The sequence below is a fragment of the Prevotella aff. ruminicola Tc2-24 genome (assembly GCF_900110895.1).
In the GTDB taxonomy this organism is placed as follows: Bacteria; Bacteroidota; Bacteroidia; order Bacteroidales; family Bacteroidaceae; genus Prevotella.
Window position 1 is genome coordinate 64187 of record NZ_FOIQ01000003.1, and the last position, 24351, is coordinate 88537.

Consider the following 24351-nt stretch of genomic DNA (forward strand, 5'->3'; position numbering starts at 1 on the left):
ACACAGACTACGCTCCGTAGGTGTGTACTGAGGTCCCTTGGGCAGCGGGCAGGTAGTTAATACCCCACCAGCACATCTGCAGAAGCACGAACGAGAGCAGTAGCACCCAGAGCGCCAATCGTGCGTTGTGCTTGGGCAGTCGGCGGTAGTGTATATATATAAGGTACGAGAACCAAGTAATGGCAGCCCATGTTTCCTTGGGATCCCACGACCAATAGTGCCCCCACGCCTCCTTCGCCCATAGAGCTCCGAAGAGCATACCAAAGGTCATGAAGGCCAGTCCTACATACACCAGATTGTCAGTAATCTCGTACTCTTGCTCCGTGACAGTCAACCGTTTGATAAAGAGCATATAGAGAGCCATCACTGTGGCAGCACCCAGCACGGCATAGGCGAACATATACACGATAACATGAGGTGCAAACCACGGACTCTGCAGCGCAGGCATCAGAGTCTTCGAGTGTATCTCGGGTTTGAAGAGGTTCACACAGATGAACACCATGGCGAGAACTGTCGAGAACGACAGAATCCATTTATACTTCCAACGGCTGTAGACGATGCACCCCACCAAGGGCAGAAAGAACGAATACCAGAGGCGTGTCTCACCCATCGTACGCAGTGGCGGACGCTCTAGTGATACCCACATCGATACAATGAAACAAAAGAAAACCAGCAGTCCGGCAAGCGTTGCTCCATAGGCCGCTGCACTTTTGTTCTTCCACGCTGCCCAGGCACCCACGCCCCATAGCAGCACTGCAACTACCGCAAAATATATAAAATAGCTCCAATCCATTGCATGGCCTCCTTTCTAATTTATCACCTCACCATTCGTCTTCCCTCTTCTACCACCAAAGACAAACAGACACACGGCACCGCCTAGCATCATATAGATGCCCACATAAACGAAGGGCAACCAAGGGTCGCTCACCAGTTCGAGAATTGAGATATGACTCTGGGCACCCATTTCTGTGTCGTAACCATATTGGTAGATCTTCCACCCCTCTATCTCCACGGGCCTGTTCACGTCTATCGTCGTCTCAACGGTCTCTCCTGATGCTTTTCTAATCAGCACCTCCGAGGCATAGCGTTTGGCCGATCCGTCATCGTAGGTCTCCATGATAAACCGTTTCAGTTCGATGGTCATCGGTAGTCGTTGTATGGTCCCATTGACAGCCAGGGCCCGCCATTCTGGTATGCCAACTGCCGCCACCATCTTCAAACGTTGCATATCCGCATTCCCTAACGTGGCCGTCGTCATGGCGAGGAACAATCCCAAGTGGTTCATCACAAATGGTATATCGCGGCGCCAACTACTCAAATGCGCAAGTCGACGGAGTATCACCAATGCCAGTATAACCGCCATCAGCACATATATCAGCACAAAAGGCCAGAATGCCAGCATATCGTTCAGCCACGTGCCTTCGCTATTCATGTCTAAGCCCGACTGCTGCCGTGTCAATCCCATGACAATCGTCAACACCACAGCATACACCAGTACGGGTATCGCTGCCATATACGACGCCAGAAAGCGTATAACATATATCCGTTTCCGCATCAGGAAGGCAATGACCGTCAGTGCGAGCAATGCACCGAACAGTAGTCCGTTCAAAGGCCATGCGATTGCTGACCATGGCACTGCCCCAAAGCACAACTGCACCATCAGTCCGATGACAACCAGACCGCCTCCAATGAGGAAGCCCTCCTTCATTGTCCAAGGTTTTTTCCACATACTTAATTTCATTCTTGTCTGCAAAGATACAAAGATTTGATCAGAATTCCAAAATATATGTGTATCTTTGTAGACGATATGAGACCCACGAAAGAGTATATTGAGCGGAAATACGAAGAACTGAACAACCTGTGCTTCGACGGGGAACTGCCAGAGGTAGCTATACAGATGAGTCGGGCACGTACATACCTCGGACAACTGGGCTTCAAGCGAAGGCGGAGACTGCTACGAGGCTGGGAGAACTATGGCTTCGTACTCCGTATCAGCGTGAGGATCGACCTACCGGAAGAGGAGGTGATAGATACGCTGTTGCACGAGATGATACACCTCGCCATTGCCTCACGGCAGCAGAAGGACACCTCAACACACGGACGACTGTTCAGGCAGATGATGGCAGACATTAATAAACGCTATGGTCGGCATATCAACATCTCACACCGGAAAACGAAAGCAGAACAAGAACAAGACACCCAACGGCGTACACACCTGATATGTGTGTCGACTTTCGATACTGGCGAGCAGGGTATCACTATCGCCGCCAAGAGCCGACTATTCAGTCTTTGGGATCTGATGCCCCACTTTCCAAAGGTGATGGCAACAGTTTGGTTCCTCTCCTACGACCCGTTCTTCAATCGTTTCCCTCGGGCACTGACTCCTAAGATCTATCGTATCGAGGAAAAGACGCTGAAGGAACATCTGAAGGATGCCAAGCCACTAATAAGACAATCCGGTAAGGTCATGGTGGCGAAAACGAGAGTTAGTGAATACACAAAATCCACATAAATGAGGATTGCGCACTAGAAAGAATAGCAATACCTTTGCAGTCGCAAAAAAGCACAAACGCTTTATAAGACAAAGAAACGTCATGCATCCTGATATTATCAAGAAATACAACCGTCCTGCCCCTCGGTACACCAGTTATCCGCCAGCCAACTACTTCGGTGCCTTCGACGGAAAAGACTATCTGGAGGCCGTAGAGGCATCGGACCATGCGCCACAGAACCATATATCGTTCTATCTCCATATCCCATTCTGCAGACACCTCTGCCACTACTGCGGATGCAATTCCTATCCGGCAGGGAAGCCTGAGACAGTCAAGGCCTATGTTGAAGCATTACATAGAGAAATAGACCTCGTGACTCGTCATATCGACTGCCACAGAAAGATCGCACAGATACACTATGGCGGAGGTAGCCCTACATCAATTCCCATTCCGATGATACGGGAACTGAACGAGCATTTGCTCTCCATCGCTCCGACAATAGAGAAGCCCGAGATAGCCATTGAGTGCCATCCCGGCTACCTGACTGTCGACGACTGGCAACAACTCACCACATGCGGTTTTACTCGCTATAGCATCGGTATTCAAGATCTACGAGAAGAGGTTTTGAAGGCTGTGAACCGTCGTCCTTCATTACTGCCGGTTGTTGATATCCTAAAGATACTACGGACTTCGGGGGCTACCGTAAACCTAGACTTCATCTACGGTCTGCCTTTACAGACGCTCGATACGTTCCGCCAAACCATCGAACAGGCATCTTTGCTGCGCCCTGACCGACTGGTGACCTTCTCCTACGCCCACATGCCTAAGCTCTTCCCGCGTCAGCAGATACTCGACCGTGTAGGACTGCCTGCAACTGAGGAGAAGAATCATATGTACGACACAGCCTCGGAGATTCTGACAGCCAATGGTTACGAACGTATCGGACTGGATCACTTTGTATTACCGGAAGATGAGCTAGCCGTCGCCTTGCGGACAGGACAACTGCATCGTAACTTCCAAGGCTATTGCACCCGACGCACCACGGCTCAAGTCTATGCTTTCGGCGTGACGGGCATTAGTCAATTAGACGATGCCTATGCACAGAACGGACGCGACATCAAAGAATATATCGAAAACATCCGTAAAGGGGAACTTTACACCCAACGGGGCTATCGACTATCGACACAACAGAAATTGGTGCGCGAGGTGATTGAGACCCTGATGTGCAACTACGCTATCGACTGGAATAACGTGGCACAGAGGACTGGTACGCCCGTTACACAGTTACGAGAGGCCTGTCACTACGATGAGGCTCTCCTGAAGGAGATGGCCGACGACGGTCTGCTCACGCTCGACGGCGACAACATCGTCGTCAACAGTGAAGGGCGTCCCTTCGTGCGCTGTGTGGCTGCCGCCCTCGACCCGTTGATGCAACATACAGACAAGAGTTTTTCCAACCCCATATAAACAACGAAAGAAAATGCAAAACAGAGATATTGTCGTTATCGGTGCCGGACTAACAGGTCTCACGACAGCATACCACCTGAGGAAACAGGGACGGGATGTGCTCGTCATAGAGAAAGAGAATCGCATAGGCGGACAGATACGCACATATAGCGAGAAGGGGTTTGTCTTTGAGAGCGGCCCCAACACGGGAGTGGTTTCCTTCCCCGAGGTAAGAGAACTATTCGACGACCTGGGCGACTGTCAACTGGAGATTGCCCGAGAGTCGTCGAAACGACGCCTGATATGGAAGGGTAACCGTTTCCATGCCCTACCTTCAGGACCAGTGGAGGCTGTGACCACACCCCTTTTCCGTCTATCGGACAAGATACGCATTCTCGGTGAACCTTGGCGCAAACAGGGTGACAACCCCGACGAATCAGTAGGAGCCTTGGCACAACGCCGTCTGGGGAAGTCGTTCTATGAATATGCCATCGACCCGTTCATCTCCGGAGTCTATGCTGGCGACCCGATGCGACTTACCACCCGCTATGCCATGCCAAAGCTCTATAACCTGGAAGCCAACTATGGCAGTTTTATCCGCGGAGCCATTGCCAAGGCCAAGGAGCCAAAGACAGATCGCGACCGTTTGGCTACAAAGAAAGTGTTCTCTGCCGCAGGTGGCCTCACACAGATGGTTGAAGCGATAGCCAAAGGACTCGACATCATCACGAGTGCACAAGATGTCAAGGTCAATCCCACTGACGATGGCACATGGCGTGTCACCTTCAACGGCATGGAAGAGATCAGATGTCGACAGGTGGTCACCACGGTCGGCGCCTACGCCCTCCCTGCGTTGCTTCCTTTCATTCCCGAAGAACAGATGCAGCCAATCAGTCGTCTGTACTACGCGCCTGTGATTCAGGTATGCGTAGGCATACGGGATACCCAAAACCACGTCTTTCCTGCCTTCGGTGGTCTTGTGCCAAGCAAGGAGCAGAAGCCGGTACTGGGCATCCTCTTCCCATCCGAGTGCTTCGAGGGGCGTGCCCCTGAGGGGGGAGCACTCTATTCCTATTTTATCGGTGGTACCCGTCATGCTGATGATATGCAGAAGAGCGACGATGAAATCCGTGAGACAGTACTGGATCTTTTCCACTCCATGTTGAAATATCCGGCAGACATGCAGCCCGACCTCATCCGTATCTTCCGCCACGAACGGGCCATTCCCCAATACTGGAGCGACAGCGGCGAAAGGTTCAGACGGATAGAAGAGCTACAGACCAGATACCCAGGACTGATACTGGCAGGAAACATGCGCGACGGCATCGGCATGGCCAACCGTATCCACCAAGGGGCGATGGTGGCCGAAGCTTTACGATAGAATCACAGACTTAAAAAAATAAAAACGGGCGATTTGTTTGGCTTTTCGCCCGTTTTTTCGTACCTTCGCAGCCGTTTTGCAATCAAGCAAGACAATAAATATTTTTCAAAACATGTACAAACCAACATTCAACATGAAGCGCCAGGCACTTGTGTTCCGTCATTTTGGAAACAAGGGCTACTCGCTCTTCTGTTGCCTGGGACGTGAGGTAGTATGTAGCGTGCTCTCCGTAGCCACACTGACCTACGCCTCAGCAGAGAGTGTCAGCACAGATCCTGTGGTGAGCGACTCTACCGCCATGACAACAGCAAGAGCCATGATGCTCGAGGAGGTCAGCGTGACCGGCTCGAGGGCGCCCCTGACAAGAAGTCAGGCTGCGAGAATGGTCACTGTACTGGAGCATACCGACATTGCGCAGGCGCCAGTACAAAGTATTAACGATCTGCTGAAGTACGCCGTAGGCGTGGATGTCCGTCAGCGCGGTCCTATTGGAGCACAGACAGACATCTCGATCAGAGGTGGCAACAACGAGCAGATCACCATCTTACTCAACGGCATCAACATCTGCGACCCACAGACGGGGCATAATGCCTTTGACTTCCCGGTAGACATCAGCGATATTGAGCGCATAGAGGTGCTCGAAGGACCTGCCGGTCGTGTGTATGGCACCTCGTCTCTGGTAGGTGCCGTGAACATCGTGACGAAGCGGGTCAAGGAAGGGGGTGTCGACGCCCATATGAAAGGCGGCTCCTACGGCTATGCTAGCATCGGCGGACGTGTAGCACTCGCTGGGACGACCAATCACAGCATCTCGGGCAGCTACACCCGCAGCGACGGTTACAGCAGGAACAAGGCTGGTGGACTGAATGCCGACTACAGCGGAAGCAAGGCTTTCTACCAAGGACACTATGCTGACAAACTGTTTGCCGTGGACTGGCATGCCGGACTGAGCAGCAGAGGATTCGGCTCGAACACCTTCTACGGTGCAAAATGGGACGACCAGTATGAGCACACGCTAAAGACATATACCGCCGTGACGGCAGAGAACAGGCAGGGAAGGGTACATCTGAAACCGGCCATCTACTGGAACCGAACGATGGACCGTTTCGAACTGTTCCGTGATGCGCCAGACATCTATCCTTTCAACTACCACCGGACGGATGTGTATGGCGTAAACCTGAACGGTCATTTCGACTGGCTACTGGGGCGTACGGCCGTCGGAGCAGAACTGCGCAACGAAGATTTGGTGAGCGGCAATCTGGGAGAACCGTTGGCAACCCCTCGACACATCCACGGCACAGACCGCGACTACACACATGGCCTGAACCGAACGAACATCAGTTTCGTATTGGAGCATAACATCCTCCTGAAACAGTTTACCCTGTCTGCCGGCATAATCAGTGTAAAGAACTCATGGAACGAGATGAACATGCGCGTCTATCCAGGCATTGATGCCAGCTACCGCCTTGGTAACAACTGGAAGATCTATGCCTCGTACAACACATCACTACGCATGCCCAGCGTAACAGAACTCTACTATTCTGTCGGCGGTCACCAGGCCGACAAACATCTGAAACCTGAGGAGTTGGCTGCTATCGAAGGCGGCATCAAATACAGTTCACGAGGGCTGGATGGTAAGATGAGTATCTATCATAACCGTTGCAAGAACTTGATAGACTGGATACGCCGCACCAACGATCCCGAGGCACCTTGGGAGTCGATGAACTTCACAAGGGTAGATGCTACGGGCATTGAGACTTCACTGAGTCTGGATCTTCAGGAGATTCTCCCCTCACAGCATGGTCTGAAAAAACTGAATGTTGCCTATTGCTACATCAACCAGAACAAAGAGGAGAGCGACGATATACAAAGTCAGTATGCACTGGAATACCTGCGCCACAAACTGGTAGGTAACCTGCAGATGTCTCTCTGGAGACAACTGGAACTGGGACTGAACTATCGTCTTCAGGACCGTACAGGAACATATACCGACACAGAGGGACATGTGCGAGCCTACAAAACGTACAGTCTTGTCGACGCTCGTCTGGAATGGAATACCGAAGCATACCGTCTCTATATGGAAGTGAACAACCTATTCAACAAGACGTATGTGGACTTCGGGCATATCCCACAACCTGGAATATGGCTTATGGCAGGCGCCAGCATCCATCTGGCAATCTAAAAGAAACGGAACAGAATAGAGAGATGCCGACTGCGAGAGAGATCGCCAGGGTTACTGCCTGGCTCTCCTTCCGGAACCTCTAAACCGCGACGGGCATAGTAATCCTTCCAAAAAGGGGTGACTATGCCCGTCTTATCATGAAACGACATCGGTATCGCGGGAAAGATCTCGTGCCCGTCAGCATCGAGATAGCACTTCTGTACCAGTTCACTACAATAGAATGCCGAGTCATCAGGCATGAAAAGGAAATCATAAGGATAACCCACATAGTGCAAGGCCCGTCTGACAGACTGCTCCACACCATGAGTATCATTCAGTCGGGCCACAAGCACCAAGGAGTCACGTCTGAGCAGGAAACTGTCGATGGGTGTCAACACGACCCCCTGATGGACTGCCTCAAGTACATAGAGCGTATCACGCTGAAAATGGACGATACCAACATGATCGATGCGACTACCGTCAATACCCTCAGTCACCTTTGTAATCTGGTTTTCCTCTGCCGACAAACAGAACAGCAGATCTCCCTCATGTAACAACGATACTCTATCCTGCGCACTCATAAAGGCCCAGGAAAGGCATAAAAGACAACAAGAAAAAAGGAAACGCATCGAAAGATTATTTCTTCAGCTTCAACGAATTCTCAATACTGCGGATTTCCTCATGAAAAGCCTTATCAAAAGAGAGGCGCTGTTCAATCGCATTACAGCTATGGATTACCGTCGAATGGTCGCGATTACCAATCAACTGACCGATACGCGAGGCCGGCATCTTCGTATACTTCTGTGCCAGATACATCGAAACCTGACGCACCTGCACATAGTCGCGTTTGCGACATTTACTGAACACATGCTGCTGACTGACGCCGTAATGATGACACACTTTCTCAAGGATATCATCGACAGTGAGCGGATGATTGTCGATCTTCACAGCACGCTTGATGACGCGCTCAGCCAGACGCATGTCAATGCCTGTATTATAGACGATGGAATAGGCCATCAACGAGTTGACCACACCCTCCAGATCGCGTACGCTACCATTGGCAGTCTCGGCGATGAACTGGATGACCTCTGCGGGAATCTTCAGACCGTCACGACGACACTTGGCATTGAGGATATCAATACACAACTGCACGTTGGGCTTCTCCAACTCAGCAATCAGTCCACAGGCAAAACGTGTGAGCAGACGGTCCTTCATTCCCTGCAGGTCGACAGGGGGACGGTCGCTAGCCAGAATGATCTGCTTGCCATTGCGGAACAGATGGTTAAAGATATGGAAGAAGGTATCAAGCGTCTTCGGTGAAGTCATCCACTCCTGAATATCATCGACAATCAGTACATCAATTGACTGATAGAAGTTGATGAAGTCGTTGGTGGTGTTCTGGCGCACAGAGTCAGTGAACTGCACTTGGAACAGACGTGCAGAGACATAGAGCACTCGTTTCTGAGGATAGGTCTCCTTACAACGTACGCCAATGGCGTTGATCAGGTGAGTCTTACCACAACCTGACGGGCCATAGATAAAGAACGGGTTGAACGTCGTCTTGCCCGGATGCTCCGCAATAGACAGACCCACCGTACGAGGCAACTTATTACTATCACCCTCAATATACGACTGAAAGGTCTTTTTCGGGTCGAGCTGAGGATTCAACTGCTGGGGACGGGCACTATCGAGTGTCGTAGGAGCTTTGTTCGAGCCCTGTGGCTCTTGGATCTCCGATGGACCGTCGCTCTCAACATCCGTGGTCACATCATGCGGAGCCTTCACAGTGACGATACGATAGCTCAACTTTACGTTGGTACCAAACACTCGCGCGAGCACCTTACTTAATAGTCCAACGTAGTACTGCTCCAAGTACTCGTAGACGTACGGACTTGGAACCTGCACCAACAGCGTATGCTCTGTCTCCGAGTAAGACTCGAAGACGATGGGTGCAAACCACGTTTTAAATTGCTGCTCGGTAACGTTTGCCCTAATCAGATGAAGGCAGTCGTCCCAAAGCGTCTGATGACTATTGCTCATTTGGCGATTGTTTCAAATTAGGTCACAAGACGAAGGCTTGTTGATTTATAATTGCGATTGCAAAGGTCGCATTTTTTTTTTAATTCTCCAAATAGCGATTTTAATCCAATGTGTATACAAAAAGCCGTAACTATTTAGAAAAGTGAATGTTAGCATGTTTCACGACTTGAGATATCAAAACGGGCACTTGCAAATGCCAAACCCCTTTATTTTCAGACTTCTACGAAATGCAACCCAAGAATACGGAAGAAAAAACAGAACGCTCTTCTTGTCTGAAAACTAAGAAGAAAGAGGGGATTTCACATGACACAATGGAAAAAGTCCACTCGTCTTCTTTATTTAGACGTTTTTTAAATTACTTATCCTTTTTTCCGAAAAGAGAGAAGTGAACATAACGTTTTGGATGCTGCCGCAAATCGATCATCAGTGAGTCGAGATGCATCATGGTCGAGTTCAGACCATAGTATAATCCCTGATCACGCATCAACAGTCCGACAGTACCTTCGTTGCTGTTCAACTTAGCCGTCATCTGCTCCACATTCTGCAGAGTATTGTTCACATGTGTCATCGTCGAGGCTAGATCGAGGTCGTTCAGGTTACGTGTCAGATCATTGGCATTGGCCAGCATGCCATCGGCATTCTTCAGCATCTGTGGCATCTGTTGGTTAAGACTGGCCGTCAGACGATTCAACTCGTGCGACGTTGTAGTGAGGTTACCAGTCAGTTGGTCAATATGATGCAGGGAGTTTCCAAGGGCAGGATCGGCCAACAAGGCGTTGACACTGGCAAGAATCGAGTCGAGCTTAGGCAACATAGCTTCTACCTGAGGGATCATACCTGCAGCCTTGTTCATGGCACCGATGCGGGGGCCCCCGCTGATGGTGTCGCCAGGAGCTAGGCTAGCGGCATCAGAAGCTAGTACCAGTTCGAGTTTGATATTACCCAATAGGTCACTGGCAATCTCTGCTGTGCTTCCCTTGGGCAGACGCATCTGCTTGTCAATGCCTATCACGGCAACGATATCGCGATTATTCTCATAGTCGAAGATGATATCCTGCACCACACCCACACGATAACCGTTGGCGTAGATGGGACTAGAAGCGGAAAGTCCACTGATATCCTTGAATTTCACATAGTACTTGTTATCGGTTGAAAAGACGGTCAGTCCCTTCAGGAACTGAAGACCGAAAAACAGTACAATAATGCCCACAACTGCCACCAAGGCAATCTGCATCTCTTTACTTAACCTCTTCATGATCTTCTTACTTTTTACTGTTATACGCTCTTACTGCATCATTTACATTCACTCTCTTTCCGTTCCTGAAGGCAACAACAAACGCCTCAGGGAACTTCTCATGTACCTCCTTACGAAGGCGTAATATCTCCTGATAGTTCTGCGAGGATCCCACTGTATACTTATACAGGCCACCCTCCTGATAACAGTCGACACCTGTCAGCCCCTTCATACGGGCATCGTTGGCCTTGATCTTGGCAGAACTTACCAGAATCTGTACCTTAAAGATGGGTATATCGGCAGTCTCGGATGACTGCACGCTCGTCGTCGACTGCGTCTCTACCGTCTGTCGCGATTCCTTCACAGGCTTCAAACTGACGCTGTCGGGAACACGCTCTATCGCCTTTACCTCCTGAACCACGGGTGCCGTTTGCGTCGCTGGCGTAACAGATGGTGCTGACGCCTCTGACTTTCGGGGTACAATCTGAGGGATAGACATCTCCTCCTGTACTGGCACAGGCTGGAACGGTATCGTCACGCTGCCGCCATGCTTCTTACGATAGGCCAGAAAGGCATTATAGATACCACGGGCATACATACCCTCGGCCTCCTTCGAGTTCAGGAACTCTTCCTCGTCGCGCGTCGAGATAAAACCCAGTTCAATCAGACAACCGGGCATCGACGAGAGACGTAGCACGGCCAAGTTATCCTGCTGAGCACCCATATCCTGCCGACCCGTGGCCTGACAGACATAGCGCTGCATATACTTCGCCAGTTCGACACTGTTCTCCATATTCTTATCCTGGATGAACTCGAACATGATATTACTCTCCGGTGAGTTCGGATCATAGCCCTGATAGGTCTGCTTATAATCCTTCTCTAACAGGATTACAGAGTTCTCGCGCTTAGCGACCTCCAGATTCTGCAGCACGCCATTCGTCTTTCCTGTACTCCTGCTCCTGCCCAACGTATATGTCTGGAAACCGCGTGCGATCCTTCCGTTCGGTAGAGCATTGATATGTATCGAGATAAAAAGGTCGGCTTTGTTTCGGTTGGCAATCTCTGCCCGACGATACAACTCCACGAAATAGTCTGTCTTGCGTGTATAGACCACCTTCACGTCAGGACAGTTCTGCTCGACCATTCTTCCAAATGCGAGGGCATACTTCAGTGTCAGGTTCTTTTCCTTCGAAAAAGCGCCGACCGCACCTGCATCTTTTCCTCCATGTCCAGCATCAATAACCAGTGTGAAAGTTTTGTCTGCAGCATCGGCGGATACTGCATAACATAAAAGTGTTACCAGAAATAATACAATCTTCTTACACATACATCTATTGCTGGTGCAAAATTACGCATTATCCGCCAAAAAACTGACAATCACTGTCGAGTTTTATCATTTATTAAATGTATTTCTACGCCAGCACCTGCACAATCGGCCCCCATCGGAGGGTTGCATTTCGTCAATTTCAGGTCGATAGAAAGCACCTCCGGGATGGCAGTCTGCACAGCATGGGCGATACGTCCGGCCACATGCTCCAGAAGGTTAGATGGCTGACGCATCTCCCGTTCCAAAAGGGCATACAACGTGGCATAGTTCAGGGTGTCATCCACCTTATCACTAGACATGGCCTCGGCCAACGGATACCCCACTCGCAGGTCGACGATGAACTCTGCTCCGACCTTTCGCTCCTGAGGCAGTACACCATGGAAGGCATGGAAGCGCACCTCCTTCAGGTAGATAAAACCAGACTCTAACAGCATACTCATCCTACAGTTCTATTGGGTCGGCAGACAACAGGTCCGCCTCGTTCTCATCATGCACGCCAGGGAGATACTTCTTCAAGGCGCGCTCCACACCGATCTTCCAAGTATTGATACTCTCATCCTTCAACGAGAGGGAGCCCACCAGACGGATAACATGCTCGAGCGGCATACGATAGCGCAACACACCAGAAATCAGCTTGGCATAATTCCAGTATTCCGGGTTGAACTTCTCCGATAGTCCTTCGACGGTGGTCTTATAACCTCGTTTGTTCTCAAACTGGAAGTCGTAACGCTTGGTACCATCGGGATTGATCTGTTTGAGAATCTTACCCTTTGTTACCGTCTTGGGCAGCACGATGCCTTCTTCATCGTCCTGCAGACCAGTAAATATCTCATAGGGATAACCGTCAAGCAGACCGATGAAGGCTACCCACTTATCCTTGTTGTTCTGAAAACGTACCACATCGCACTCAAGGGTCTGAGGTCTGACCTCCGTCACATCAGGACGACGGTTCTGCACTGAGAAGACAACGGCCTGATTGGCCAGGGTCAACAACTTGTCAGCTTCATCAGCCTGCAACGCACGAAGTCCGCGCTCCACAAGCGAGACCACCTGTTCTTCCGTCACCACGCCTTCCGACTTGCTACTGGCTGCCACCAATTCGTGGGCCACGCGCTGTAGCATCTCGTTTCTTGTCTCTGTTTGCATATGATTTGCTTTTGGTTTTTGATTGTTATTCTGGTGGCAAAGATACGCATAAGTTTTCTATTTCGGAAAACTTTCGGTAAAAAAAACCACGAAAGTTTCCCGTTCTGGAAAACATTTCGTAACTTCGCAGAAAAATAATCCACTTATGAAGAATATTCTGACACGAAGAACAATCCGGAAGTATTCCGAAGAGATGGTCCCGGAAGCATTACTCGAACGCCTATTGTCCGAGGCTGCCAGAACCCAGACCATGGGTAACCTCCAGCTTTATAGCGTTGTCGTCACCCGTTCTGAGGAGATGAAGGCGAAGTTAGCACCAGCCCACTTCAACCAGCCGATGGTGACAGAAGCACCTATCGTACTGACCATCTGTGCCGACTTCAACCGCACCAGTGAGTGGGCGCGTCAGCGTAAGGCGGTGCCCGGTTACGATAATTTCCTGTCGTTCATCAATGCCGCCACCGACGCTTTGCTGTTCACACAGACACTCTGCAACCTCATGGACGAGGAGGGACTAGGCTACTGTTATCTCGGTACGACGGTCTATATGCCGCAGATGATTATCGACACCCTGCAACTACCACAACTTGTGATGCCGGTGGCCACGCTCACGGTGGGATGGCCAGCCGAAGAGCCGCCCCTCTCCGACCGTCTGTCTGTGGCGGCCTTCACACACGACGAGACCTATCAGCCCTATACCCCACAAGCTATCGACACCTATTATCACGATAAGGAGCAACTGCCCGAGAATCACCGTTTCTGTGAGATCAACCAGAAAGAGACGCTCGCACAGATCTTCACTGATATCCGCTACACGAAGAAAGACAACGAGGCCATGTCTGAGGGTCTCATCCAAGCATTAAAACATCAGGGGTTCCTCGATTGAGAAACCCCTGATCAGTCTTACAGATGCCTGCTCCGATGGATCAATAGTTATATCTATTCATATAACCTGCAGATCTGAGATCTTTATATGTCCAATTATAAGGACGGGCACTCCCGTCATTTTTCACTTCGTTGACAGGTATAAATGTTTTGCATGAATAAGCCGCTCTACCGTTCATGAACATTTCTGCAACAACCTTAAATGTAATATTCTGTCTGATCTCGAAATTACCATGATAGAAGTCGTAGGCCGGAACATCTCTTACCGTTGTTCTGTTCGGATAATTATTATATGATGATATAATATACGTTTGTGGCATATCCCATATCTTCGCTAACGAGTCTGAATAGAGCAATGTCTGCGTATATCCTGCGGACGCGACATTCACCAGCCATGTATCATTTAATGCTGTATTTCTCGTCCAGAAATTAGGATATTTTCCATCATATTTGTCGTATTTCGCCAATGAGAAATGACTTTTCACTTCTATGCCTGCTGTCGGATTTGTTACTACCCGCATGGAAGGAGTGCCCGTCACTTTATACCAGAACTCCCTACCCGATGCATTATCTCGGAAATTAACCAACTCAGGGGTTTTGTTTATCGTATATTTGGGGGCCTCTGCCAAATTCCAAACCCCAAGTCTCTCACCTATGCCATTAAGAGGAATTCCGGAAATAGGTGGAATATAGCCAGTCGCAGGAAAGACACTTTTACCTGTAATTTCTACGCTACCATTCGTTGTGAACTGTAATGTCTGAACGCTTTTCGTCTCTCTTCCAAGAACAGAACCAAAAATCGAATTGATGCCTGCCTTTAACAAAGCTGGTCCAGCATCTCCTGTCATTAACTGTAAAATAGCACCTAATGCCTTTGATTTTATAGGCTTTCCTCCATCTGTACTACCATTTCCTGTTACAGTATTACGAGCAACCCAGTTTTTGGCCGAATCGCCTACAGCATTAACAAAACCAGAAACTATACCAGAAAGAAGTTGGTCGCGCGAAGAAGTCACAATCGTGCCTCCCGAGGTAGATTTGTATGCACCTTTAAATTTGTAGGTCACTTCATTCATTGCATAAGCAAGAATGTTCATTGTCTCTTTGAGACTATTCTCGTCATAGGCCAATTCCAACATAAAGCAATTCCAACCTTTATCAAAGCCATGAAGCAGGTTACTTGATACGTTTGAAATAACAACTTTCTGAGAAGATGATGAATTGTTCGGAGATGCAAAATATGGAATAAAATTGAATAGCTTCGTATTTGATTGAGGAATGGTCAATTGCCAATAAGCACTGTTATTCAATTGGACCTCAGGTACATAGCAGAAGCCTTTCAAGACTCCAGACAATTTATTGTATAACAATATGAAACAAGCATCATCAACCTTGTTTACAACATGGTCGCAACCAACAATTTTCAGATTACTAAATAGCAGCCTCCAACCATCAGACTCCTTCACGTCATATCTAATGTCTTCAGGTATTGCTGTTTCTGCCAGGCTTGCCCATGGTAAAAACACCTTTGCACCCGAAGGAAGTTTGCAATACGTGCATTCGTCCCACTTTCCTTGAGAGCCTCTGGTCATAACACGCAGAAGATCTGTGGACTCTATGCCCACATTCGCCTCTTCATCATTACAAGAAATAAATACTAATATTAACGCAAGAATGATTAAATTTAGTCTTTTCATTGATTATCTAGTTAATCGTATATAACATTCGAATATCCATATCCTTTTTGTTGGCAACGTGTACATATGTCACCATATTCTTCCCACTTCTTTGTGTGTTTTATATGTTCGGGAATCTCACCAGAGAGCCTGTTGCCTTGCAATAACGGTGGTACACAATCCGAACTGTCATTCCATACCTCAAGAGGCAGTTCTGTGATGTTATTATTGTTACACTCTATTAAGATATTATTCTTTAATATCTCGATTGGAAAAGTGCCGGAGAATTTGTTATCCGTCAGAACAGCTCGTTTAAGTTTTTTCATATTTGCAATACCTTTGGGCACATCTCCACTAATATATGTATCATTAATATACAAATATTCCAAGTTTTTCAAGTTGCCAATACTCTCAGGGACAGTTCCCGACAACAGGTTATTAGACAGTTGCAGCATCCTAAGAGAAGTTAATTCCCCGATACTCTCGGGAATCACACCTGTCACGTTGTTGTCAGCAATAACAAGAATGATAAGGTTCTTCAGTTTACCTATATCATTTGGAATATTACCCTGCATGATTCCTCCGGATATCACCAGCCGTCTTAATTCCGTAAGCTGACAAATTTCTTTAGGAAGTATTCCATGACATTGTCCGGCGTACACCTCTAAGCCGATGACGCGAATCTCGTTTGATTCTTCTTCAAGACCAGTTGTCACACCGTTCCATGTCGTGATGTCATGCAAATCCCAGTCCTGATGCCACGGTCCTATCTCCTGATAGATCTTAACCAATGCCAGACTATCTGACTTATTCAAATGAGGCGTCAGATCCCCTTCTGATACTGTAGAATCAGAACTACAACCGACTCCTACGAACAAGCCAATAGAACACAGAAGAATTGATAAAGAAATACGGCACCTTCCGTTTCGTACATATGAAAACCTTTTCATAGTCTAAAAATAATATTAAAATGAGTAAATACAGCTCTGTAAAAGCTTGCGTTTTTATTATCCACGATACGAAAATACAAATTTGTTTACAAGACTTCTATCTTAAAAAATAAAAGAACATGAAGAATTTATGAATTCTTGACTTACGTCAAGATAATAGCAAAAGACGGGAAGAGCCCCAAAAGCAATTAGATATTCAAAAAAAAATCTCCCGACGGAAGGTCGGGAGATTGATATGAAGAGAGGATTAGTCTTCTACGACGATGGGCTTGTATTTCGGCACAAGCATCTTGATGATGATCCAACCGATGAGATAAGCCACAGCACAGATACAGAACACCACCATATAGGCGGCAGGTTTACCCTCGAAGCCGAAGAATGAGTATGCTGCGCCCTGGGCTGCTGCCCAGTCGAAGAAACGACCGGAACCCAGGTTGATGGCAAACGATCCTAAGCCACCGGCCATCGTTCCCACACCTACGATCGTGCCGATTGTCGACTTGGGGAACATATCTCCAATTGTCGAATAGAGGTTGGCACTCCAAGCCTGATGACCGGCACCAAGCAGACCGATCAGGATGGCAGGCCACCAAGGACTATAGGCACCGAGAGGTTGGGCGAACAGGCCCAGCAACGGCAGACAGGCGAAGATGAGCATCGCACGCATACGTCCCAGATAGGGGTTCATCCCCTTTTTCTCGACGAAATAGGTAGGCAGATAGCCACCACCTATCGAGACAAAGGTTACAATGGCATAAAGGGTGAAGATCAGCAGGATACCCATCGTAGAGTCGGAGGTGTAACCGTACTGGTCACTGAAATAGGCAGGCGCCCAGAACAGAAAGAACCACCACACGCCATCAGTCATCAGCTTACCTACGATGAACGACCAAGTCTGCTTGTACTTGAAGCACTGCATGAACGGAATGGTCTTCTCTTCTTTGACCTCCTGTTTGTTCTGCACCTCGGCGATATCCCGGTCCTGCTCGATATAATTCACTTCGGCCTGATTGACGAAACGACTCTGATGAGGACGCTCATAGAGCCACATCCACAGTCCCATCCAGAAAAATCCCAGCACACCGATGACGATGAAAGCCATCTCCCAACCCCAGGCACGAGCCAGCAGAGGAATAGTAGCAGGTGCGACCAGTGCTCCGACAGAGGCGCCACTATTGAAGATTGAGGTCGAGAAGGCACGGTCTTTCTTCGGGAAATACTCGGCTGTCACCTTGATGGCAGCGGGGAAGTTTCCGGCCTCACCAACAGCCAGAATCAGTCGACAAGCCAGGAACAACCAGACAGAGATGGTGGTCAGAGCCGTCATACTACCACCGGCCAGTCCGATGGCACCCCAGCCACAGAAGGCATGTAACACAGCACCGACAGACCATACGAAGATGGCAATCAGATAACCTTTCTTGGTTCCCATCCAGTCGATGAACTTACCAGCGAAGAGGTTGGCAACGGCATAGAACACGGAGAACACCGCCGTGATAAGACCGTAATGCGTATCGGTCCAATGGAACTCCGGTGCAATGAAGTCCTTCCATGTGAGCGACAAGACCTGACGGTCGAGATAGTTAATGGTGGTCGCCAGGAACAGCAACGCACAGATGACCCAACGGAAATTGGACATCTTGGTAGTTTGTATAGGTATCATCTTAAATATTTATGGTTAAGGTTGTGTTGATTATCTCAGTTGGTCGACAGGGATATTATCCTTATCGTTGTAATACAGGTTCTCGCCTGCCATTCCCCAGATGAACGTATAGTAATAGGTACCTGCAGCGGCATGGATACTCCACTCGGGCGACATGATAGCCTGTTCGTTGTGCAGCCATACCACACGGCTCTCCTGAGGCTCGCCCATCATATGGGCGATGGTCTGTCCCTCTGGCAGGTTGAAATAGTAGTAGGCCTCGATACGACGTCCGTGGGTATGAGGCGGCATCGTGTTCCACACAGCACCGGGGTTGAGCTGCGTCAATCCGAGCTGTAGCTGACAGGGTCCCTCCTCCAGCACATCGTTGACGATGAGCTTATAGACCGTACGGTTGTTGGCCTCCTCCGTCGTTCCTACCGGACCCCAGACGGCCGCTTTGAGCGAACCCTTCCGTCCGTCGAGGGTGATCCACTGGGTCTTGTAGTGCTGATGGGCAGTAGCCGAGTTCAGGTAGAACTTTGCAGGCTTCTTGGCATCCTTTGAGCGGAAGAGCACCTCCTTGTTCACATCCTTATCCTTGGCGATATGACCACGTCCGATATACAGTGCCTCTTTCGGAGAAAGGGCATACTCCTTACCGTCGACGATGACCACACCGTCGCCCTCGCCACAGTTCACGACACCGAGCTCACGGTTGTACAGGAAATACTTCTCCTTGATGGTGGGATCGACATCGAGTCCCAGTTCGAGGAAGTTCTCCAGTTTCAGGGTTTTCGTCACAGGCATGGCACCACCAAAAATAAAACGATCGTAATGCGAGTAGGTCAGGTTCACCTTGTCAGCCTCCATCACCTTCTCCATGACGAAACGGTCACGCAGGGTCTGCGTGTCGTAATGCTTCACATCAGCCGGATGACAGGCAGCCTGGAACTTCACACTCTGCTGAGCCATCGCTCCCAGTGCGCCCATCACAAAGGACATCATCAGTATTGTCTTCTTCATTTCCATATTTTGTTTTTAAGTGTTTACTTTCTCAACACGGTGATTCGGTGTCTTTTTCCTTTGTATCTCCGTGTTTATATGATTCCTCCACAGTCTTCTCGTCACAGATGATACGTCGACGGTTCCACAACATCAATGCGACGGTGACCAGAGTAAGCACACCCATACCGATCCACCGCATGTACTTCACACAGGCATAGATGACATAGCCGAAGAGTGAAGAGGCGAAATCGAGGGCACCACCCTCGAAGCCGTCGGGAATCTTGGCGGCCGAGGCCGTGGGGTCGGTCTTATAGACCTCATCGGCAGCCAACGTAAAGGCCGAGGCCATGTCCGTAACGAAATACAATCCCACAACAAGTGCCACAAGACCGACGATTAGACTCTTCACCACGTTTCCCCTCGTGTAAGGCAAAATCAGCGGGAAAAGGTAGAACATACCGGCCAACGAGGCCAGCGGTAGGAACTGATTACCCGGCAGGAACACAGCGATAGCCAGGATGACCGGAATCAGGATGACCGAACAGACCAGTGTTGTGGGATGACCGATCACAAGTGCCGGCGACATACCGATATGCACTTTCATACCGCCAAAGCGTTTTTTGGCTACCTCCTGTGTTTTCTCTGCGATAGGCTTCAGACCGTCGATAAACAACGAGGTGATACGGGGGATCAGTTCCATAACAGCACCCATCGTCACACCCAGAAACAGTACTTTCTTGATGTCGAGCTGGGCAGCCCAACCGATGAGTACACCCACGACGACACCCAGCACGAGCGGCTCTCCCAATACACCGAACCGCTTCTTGAGTCCCTCGGCATCGACATCCGATTTGGCTAAGCCGGGGATACGTTCAAGAAGCCAGTTGACACCTATGGCAAAGAGCGTGAAACTCTGACAGAAAGGCTGTGGTATGGAGATACCCTGCAGGTCGTAGTATTTCTGGAAGCGCTCTGCGGTGAGATCGGCCATGACCAGTGTGATGATATAACAGACGATGGCCGCGAAATAGCCCCATAACAGCGACTGTCCCATCACGAAGTAAGCCACCGCCCCGATAAAGGCAAAATGCCAGTAGTTCCACAGGTCGATATTGATCGTGCGTGTACACTTGGTCAACAGCATCAGCAGGTTCACACCCAGACAGATCGGGATGATCAGTGCACCGACGGCGGTACCATAGGCTACCGCGGCGGCAGCTGGCCAACCCATATCGAAGACCTTCAGCTGCAGACCATAGAGATTAGAGATTTCCTTCAACGGACTGTCGAAGTTATTCGTCAGCAGGGCTGTCACGATACCAAGACCCACAAAACCGACACCCACATAGAGGCCGCTCTTGAGTGCCTTACCGAATCTCATGCCGATGCAGAGACCAATGATCGTAAACAGGATCGGCATCATCACCGATGCACCCAGACTGATCACGTAACTGAATACTTGTTCCATTTGTTTTATATAGCTTGTTTGTTTTTAGCGTAATTTGCGGCAAAGGTACAAAAAAGATAGCGGAATGTTGAACATTTCGCTATCTTTTTTATCTTATCATGAGGATCACCATACTTAATCCTGGAAGTAGATACGTTTCACGCGGTTGGAGACACCTGTGAGCACTTCATAGGGGATGGTGTCCAATGTGTCCGAGAGTACCGTGACAGGCAGATGTTCTCCAAAGATCTCCACCTGGTCACCTTCCGCACAGGGGATGTCCGTCACATCGATCATGGCCACGTCCATACAGATATTACCTACATACTCGGCCTTCTGACCGTTCACCAGACAGTAACAGCGACGGTTGCCGAGATGACGGTTCAGACCGTCGGCATAGCCGATAGGTATGGCAGCGATCACACTGTCGCGCTCGATCTTCCCTTTCCGACTATACCCTACCGTCTCCCCGGCAGGCACATGACGCAATTGGAGGATGGTAGTCTTCAGTGTCGACACCGTATGTAGGATATGATTATCCCGCGGGTCCACGCCATAGAGTCCGATACCAAGCCGACACATATCCATCTGCCGCTCAGGGAAATGCTCGATACCGGCCGAGTTATCCATATGCCGGAGTATCTTATGTCCGAAGGCCGCCTGCAGCTTCTTACTACCCTCATCGAAGAGGGCGAACTGCTTGGCAGAGAAATCGTCGAAGCCGTCGCTGTCGGAGCCCACGAAATGACTGAACACCGACCGAGGGATGATGGCATTCTGGTGCTTCAACCGTTCGATCAGCTCATCGATATCGTTCACGGGATCAAAGCCCAGTCGATGCATGCCCGTATCAAACTTCACGTGCACAGGCCAACCTGTGATACCCTCCTTACGTGCTGCTTTGATGAGGGCATCCATCAGACGGAACGAGTAGACCTCCGGCTCCAGATCGTAGTCAAACATCGTCTTGAAGGCGGTCATCTCCGGGTTCATGATCATGATGTTAGCCGTGATACCAGCCTTACGCAGCGTGACGCCCTCGTCGGCCACTGCCACAGCCAGATAGTCCACCCGATGCTCCTGCAGGGTCTTCGCGATCTCCACGGCACCAGCTCCGTAGCCATCGGCCTTGATCATGCAGACCATCTTCGTCTCCGGCTTCAGGAAAGAACGGAAATGGTTCAGGTTCTCCACCATCGCGTTGAGGTTCACCTCCAGGATGGTCTCATGAACCTTCTGCTCCAGTTGCTCGGTAATCTGGTCGAAGCCAAACGACCGTGCACCCTTCAAGAGGATGATCTCATCGTGCAGACCGGCGAAGATATCACTGGAGAGGAAATGGCGCACATCGGTGAAGAATGCCTTCTCGGCCACCTGGATCCTGTCAGCCTGAGCCGTCAGCTCGGGACCGATACCGATAAACCGTTCCACACCACGCTTAACAGCCAGTTCGCTCACCTGAGTATACAGAGCCTCCGCACTGGTACCCGACTGATAGATATCACTCAATATCAACGTCTTGCACTTTGGATGGCGACCGTCCGCCATCGGCTGCTGACAGCGACGCTGCATGAAGTCGAGGGCGATGTCCAATGAGTTCACGTCACTGTTATAGGAGTCGTTGATGAGCACACATCCACGCTGCCCCTCCTTCACCTCCAGACGCATGGCCACCGGCTCCAACAGAGGCATACGGTCGGCCAGCTGTCCTGGTGTCAGTCCGAGGCGCAGGGCCACGGCTGCACAGGTGATGGCGTTCTCGATAGAAGCCTCGTCGATAAAGGGGATGGTATAGGAATTCTCTTCCTCCTGATAGACATAGGTGATGCGTGTGTCGCTCTCCTTCGTCGCTATCTCCTTGATAAAGAAGGCTACTTTTTCGTCATACCGCGACCAAGCGATCTTCTCACCCTTATACTGCATCCGTCGGATACACCGGCTCACGATATCGTTGTCGGAGCAATAGACCATCGCCTCGGTGTCATGCATGAGCTCCAACTTCTCCATGCACTTCTCCTCCATCGAACGGAAGTTCTCCTGGTGGGCGGTCCCCAACGAGGTCAGCACACCGATGGTCGGTTGGATGATATCGCGCAGGGCCGACATCTCACCCGGCTGACTGATGCCTGCCTCGAAGATGCCCACCTCCGTCTGCTCGTTGAGCAGCCATACCGAGAGCGGCACACCGATCTGTGAGTTATAGCTACGAGGCGAACGCACGATCTTCTGTGAGGGCAGCAGCAGTTGGTAGAGCCACTCCTTAACCATCGTCTTACCGTTTGAGCCCGTGATGCCGACAATCGGCACCTTCCGTTCGGCTCCGCCGTTGACACCCGACAGGAACTCATCACGATGGCGCTCTGCCAGTCGCTGCAGGGCCGCCAGTGTATTGGGCACCCTCAGAAAATTCGCATCGGGATATAACGACTCATGGTGCTCCGGCACCTTCTCCACCACATACTGACGGACTCCCCGTCGGTACAGATCGTCGATATAGCGATGCCCGTCATTACGCTGTGTACGCAGGGCAAAGAATAATGTCTCTTCAGGAAAACAGAGGGAACGACTGTCTGTCAGCAGCCAACTGATCTGGCCTTCACTCTGACCATAGCGGCGCGCTCCAATCAGCGTCGCAACCTTCTCAATCGAATATTTCATCTCTTCAATGTTTCAGTTATCAATTCTATTAGAGTGCAAAATTAGGGTATTTTTTCTGCAACGCCGCTACTTTTAACATAGTTTTATCCATCAACGCCCGATAATCCTCCGAGTCGGGATGGAACGGTCTGTGTGCCAGGACGGCCTTCAGCGGCGCCCACTCCTTCAGGAACATCTTCGCCTCCGTACTCAGGTAGGTCTCCGAGAGCCGTTGCCAGATATACGTCACCGTCTGGTCCGATGGATGAAGCATATCCTCCTTATAGAAACGGTAGTCGCGCAACTCGTCCATCACAATCTCATAAGCAGGGAAGTAGTTGACGACCGACTGCTGACCGTTGGCGACCGACAGTCTCTCTGCCGCCAACAGCAACGTGGCCTTCGAGAGTTGAGAGCCATGATAGCCGTACTTCCGATAACGGATAGGACTGACGGTGAGCACAATCCGCATCCGGGGATTCCAGTCATGCAGCAGATCCACGGCACGTGTCAGATAGTCCACACACGCATCGACCGTCAACTGTTCCTCAGAGAAGAGCGCCTGCGGTCGTTTCTGACAGTTATCCACGATCTCGCCCGTCTCCTTCAGACGGTACACATGATTCGTTCCCAGTGTCAGGAACGCGACAGCAGGGCATCCCACGCGCCGCTCCACCAGTCGTTCAATGGTGTGCAGGATGCTGGCAGGATTATACATGACCCCGTCGGGGTTGACTGTCACCCGGAACTTCTCTTCCTGGAAGCGACGACCGATACTATCGGCAAAGCACGAGCCTACGAAAAGAAGTTCCTCACATGGTCCGATCCTGAATCCAGGATCCTCGATATCCACGATCGTCCTAAACTCCATGATGATAT

At 50.0% G+C, this 24351-nt stretch carries 19 protein-coding genes and 1 pseudogene; 5 read left to right on the forward strand and 15 right to left on the reverse strand.

The features are described from left to right. Positions 1-7: 7 nt before the first annotated feature. Together ccsA and BMY63_RS06565 are read right to left on the reverse strand one after the other, a co-directional pair. Positions 8-793, reverse strand: a complete 786-nt coding sequence (ccsA, locus tag BMY63_RS06560; protein ID WP_091915530.1) for a cytochrome c biogenesis protein CcsA — start codon at positions 791-793, stop codon at positions 8-10. Positions 794-808: 15 nt separating this feature from the next. Beyond that, positions 809-1741 carry a cytochrome c biogenesis ResB family protein gene (locus BMY63_RS06565; protein ID WP_256218962.1) on the reverse strand — a complete coding sequence of 311 codons (933 nt, stop codon included), beginning with the start codon at positions 1739-1741 and terminating at the stop codon, positions 809-811. Between the two features lie 66 nt (positions 1742-1807). On the opposite strand from BMY63_RS06565, the gene BMY63_RS06570 reads away from it, so the two are divergent. From BMY63_RS06570 to BMY63_RS06585, 4 genes are all read left to right on the forward strand, one after another. Beyond that, positions 1808-2512, forward strand: coding sequence for a SprT-like domain-containing protein (locus BMY63_RS06570; RefSeq protein ID WP_176771108.1), 705 nt, complete (start codon positions 1808-1810; stop codon positions 2510-2512). A gap of 82 nt (positions 2513-2594) precedes the next feature. Then, positions 2595-3959, forward strand: a complete 1365-nt coding sequence (hemN, locus tag BMY63_RS06575; RefSeq protein WP_091901476.1) for an oxygen-independent coproporphyrinogen III oxidase — start codon at positions 2595-2597, stop codon at positions 3957-3959. A gap of 13 nt (positions 3960-3972) precedes the next feature. Next, the gene (hemG, locus tag BMY63_RS06580; RefSeq protein ID WP_091901474.1) at positions 3973-5319 is read left to right on the forward strand and encodes a protoporphyrinogen oxidase; all 1347 of its coding nucleotides are present in this window, start codon (positions 3973-3975) and stop codon (positions 5317-5319) included. Between the two features lie 112 nt (positions 5320-5431). Next, positions 5432-7501 carry a TonB-dependent receptor plug domain-containing protein gene (locus BMY63_RS06585; protein WP_091901472.1) on the forward strand — a complete coding sequence of 690 codons (2070 nt, stop codon included), beginning with the start codon at positions 5432-5434 and terminating at the stop codon, positions 7499-7501. Here the strand turns inward: BMY63_RS06585 and BMY63_RS06590 are convergent. The 6 genes and pseudogenes from BMY63_RS06590 to BMY63_RS06615 all read right to left on the reverse strand — a co-directional run. Next, positions 7498-8061: a YiiX/YebB-like N1pC/P60 family cysteine hydrolase gene (locus tag BMY63_RS06590; protein WP_255397534.1), complete on the reverse strand. Its 564-nt coding sequence runs from the start codon at positions 8059-8061 to the stop codon at positions 7498-7500. The two genes, BMY63_RS06585 and BMY63_RS06590, sit on opposite strands and share 4 nt — an antisense overlap. 55 nt (positions 8062-8116) lie before the next feature. After that, positions 8117-9520 (reverse strand): chromosomal replication initiator protein DnaA, encoded by a 1404-nt coding sequence (dnaA, locus tag BMY63_RS06595; RefSeq protein WP_091915536.1) that lies wholly within the window; start codon positions 9518-9520, stop codon positions 8117-8119. A gap of 355 nt (positions 9521-9875) precedes the next feature. Beyond that, positions 9876-10775 (reverse strand): MlaD family protein, encoded by a 900-nt coding sequence (locus BMY63_RS06600; protein WP_091915538.1) that lies wholly within the window; start codon positions 10773-10775, stop codon positions 9876-9878. A 7-nt stretch (positions 10776-10782) separates the two neighbouring features. Continuing rightward, positions 10783-12081, reverse strand: coding sequence for an N-acetylmuramoyl-L-alanine amidase family protein (locus BMY63_RS06605; RefSeq protein ID WP_091915540.1), 1299 nt, complete (start codon positions 12079-12081; stop codon positions 10783-10785). 50 nt (positions 12082-12131) lie between these two features. Beyond that, positions 12132-12515 carry a dihydroneopterin aldolase gene (gene folB, locus BMY63_RS06610; protein ID WP_091901625.1) on the reverse strand — a complete coding sequence of 128 codons (384 nt, stop codon included), beginning with the start codon at positions 12513-12515 and terminating at the stop codon, positions 12132-12134. Between the two features lie 67 nt (positions 12516-12582). Continuing rightward, positions 12583-13023 (reverse strand): annotated as a pseudogene (locus BMY63_RS06615) (adenosylcobalamin-dependent ribonucleoside-diphosphate reductase); the annotation flags it as partial. Positions 13024-13372: 349 nt separating this feature from the next. Here BMY63_RS06615 and BMY63_RS06620 point away from each other — a divergent pair. Continuing rightward, positions 13373-14113, forward strand: a complete 741-nt coding sequence (locus BMY63_RS06620) for a nitroreductase family protein (protein WP_091915542.1) — start codon at positions 13373-13375, stop codon at positions 14111-14113. A 40-nt stretch (positions 14114-14153) separates the two neighbouring features. Here BMY63_RS06620 and BMY63_RS06625 read toward each other — a convergent pair whose 3' ends face one another. From BMY63_RS06625 to BMY63_RS06655, 7 genes are all read right to left on the reverse strand, one after another. Continuing rightward, positions 14154-15809, reverse strand: coding sequence for a hypothetical protein (locus tag BMY63_RS06625; RefSeq protein ID WP_091915544.1), 1656 nt, complete (start codon positions 15807-15809; stop codon positions 14154-14156). Positions 15810-15820: 11 nt separating this feature from the next. Further along, the gene (locus tag BMY63_RS06630) at positions 15821-16738 is read right to left on the reverse strand and encodes a leucine-rich repeat domain-containing protein (RefSeq protein WP_091915546.1); all 918 of its coding nucleotides are present in this window, start codon (positions 16736-16738) and stop codon (positions 15821-15823) included. Between the two features lie 247 nt (positions 16739-16985). Beyond that, positions 16986-18401 (reverse strand): MFS transporter, encoded by a 1416-nt coding sequence (locus BMY63_RS06635; protein WP_091915548.1) that lies wholly within the window; start codon positions 18399-18401, stop codon positions 16986-16988. 30 nt (positions 18402-18431) lie between these two features. Then, positions 18432-19406: a 5-dehydro-4-deoxy-D-glucuronate isomerase gene (gene kduI, locus BMY63_RS06640; protein WP_091915859.1), complete on the reverse strand. Its 975-nt coding sequence runs from the start codon at positions 19404-19406 to the stop codon at positions 18432-18434. A 31-nt stretch (positions 19407-19437) separates the two neighbouring features. Beyond that, the gene (locus BMY63_RS06645) at positions 19438-20856 is read right to left on the reverse strand and encodes a PTS galactitol transporter subunit IIC (RefSeq protein ID WP_091915550.1); all 1419 of its coding nucleotides are present in this window, start codon (positions 20854-20856) and stop codon (positions 19438-19440) included. A gap of 114 nt (positions 20857-20970) precedes the next feature. Next, positions 20971-23493 carry a bifunctional UDP-N-acetylmuramoyl-tripeptide:D-alanyl-D-alanine ligase/alanine racemase gene (locus BMY63_RS06650; RefSeq protein WP_091915552.1) on the reverse strand — a complete coding sequence of 841 codons (2523 nt, stop codon included), beginning with the start codon at positions 23491-23493 and terminating at the stop codon, positions 20971-20973. A 28-nt stretch (positions 23494-23521) separates the two neighbouring features. After that, a complete protein-coding gene (locus tag BMY63_RS06655) occupies positions 23522-24343 on the reverse strand; it encodes a GSCFA domain-containing protein (protein WP_091915554.1) in 822 nt (273 codons plus the stop codon). Positions 24344-24351 lie beyond the last annotated feature (8 nt).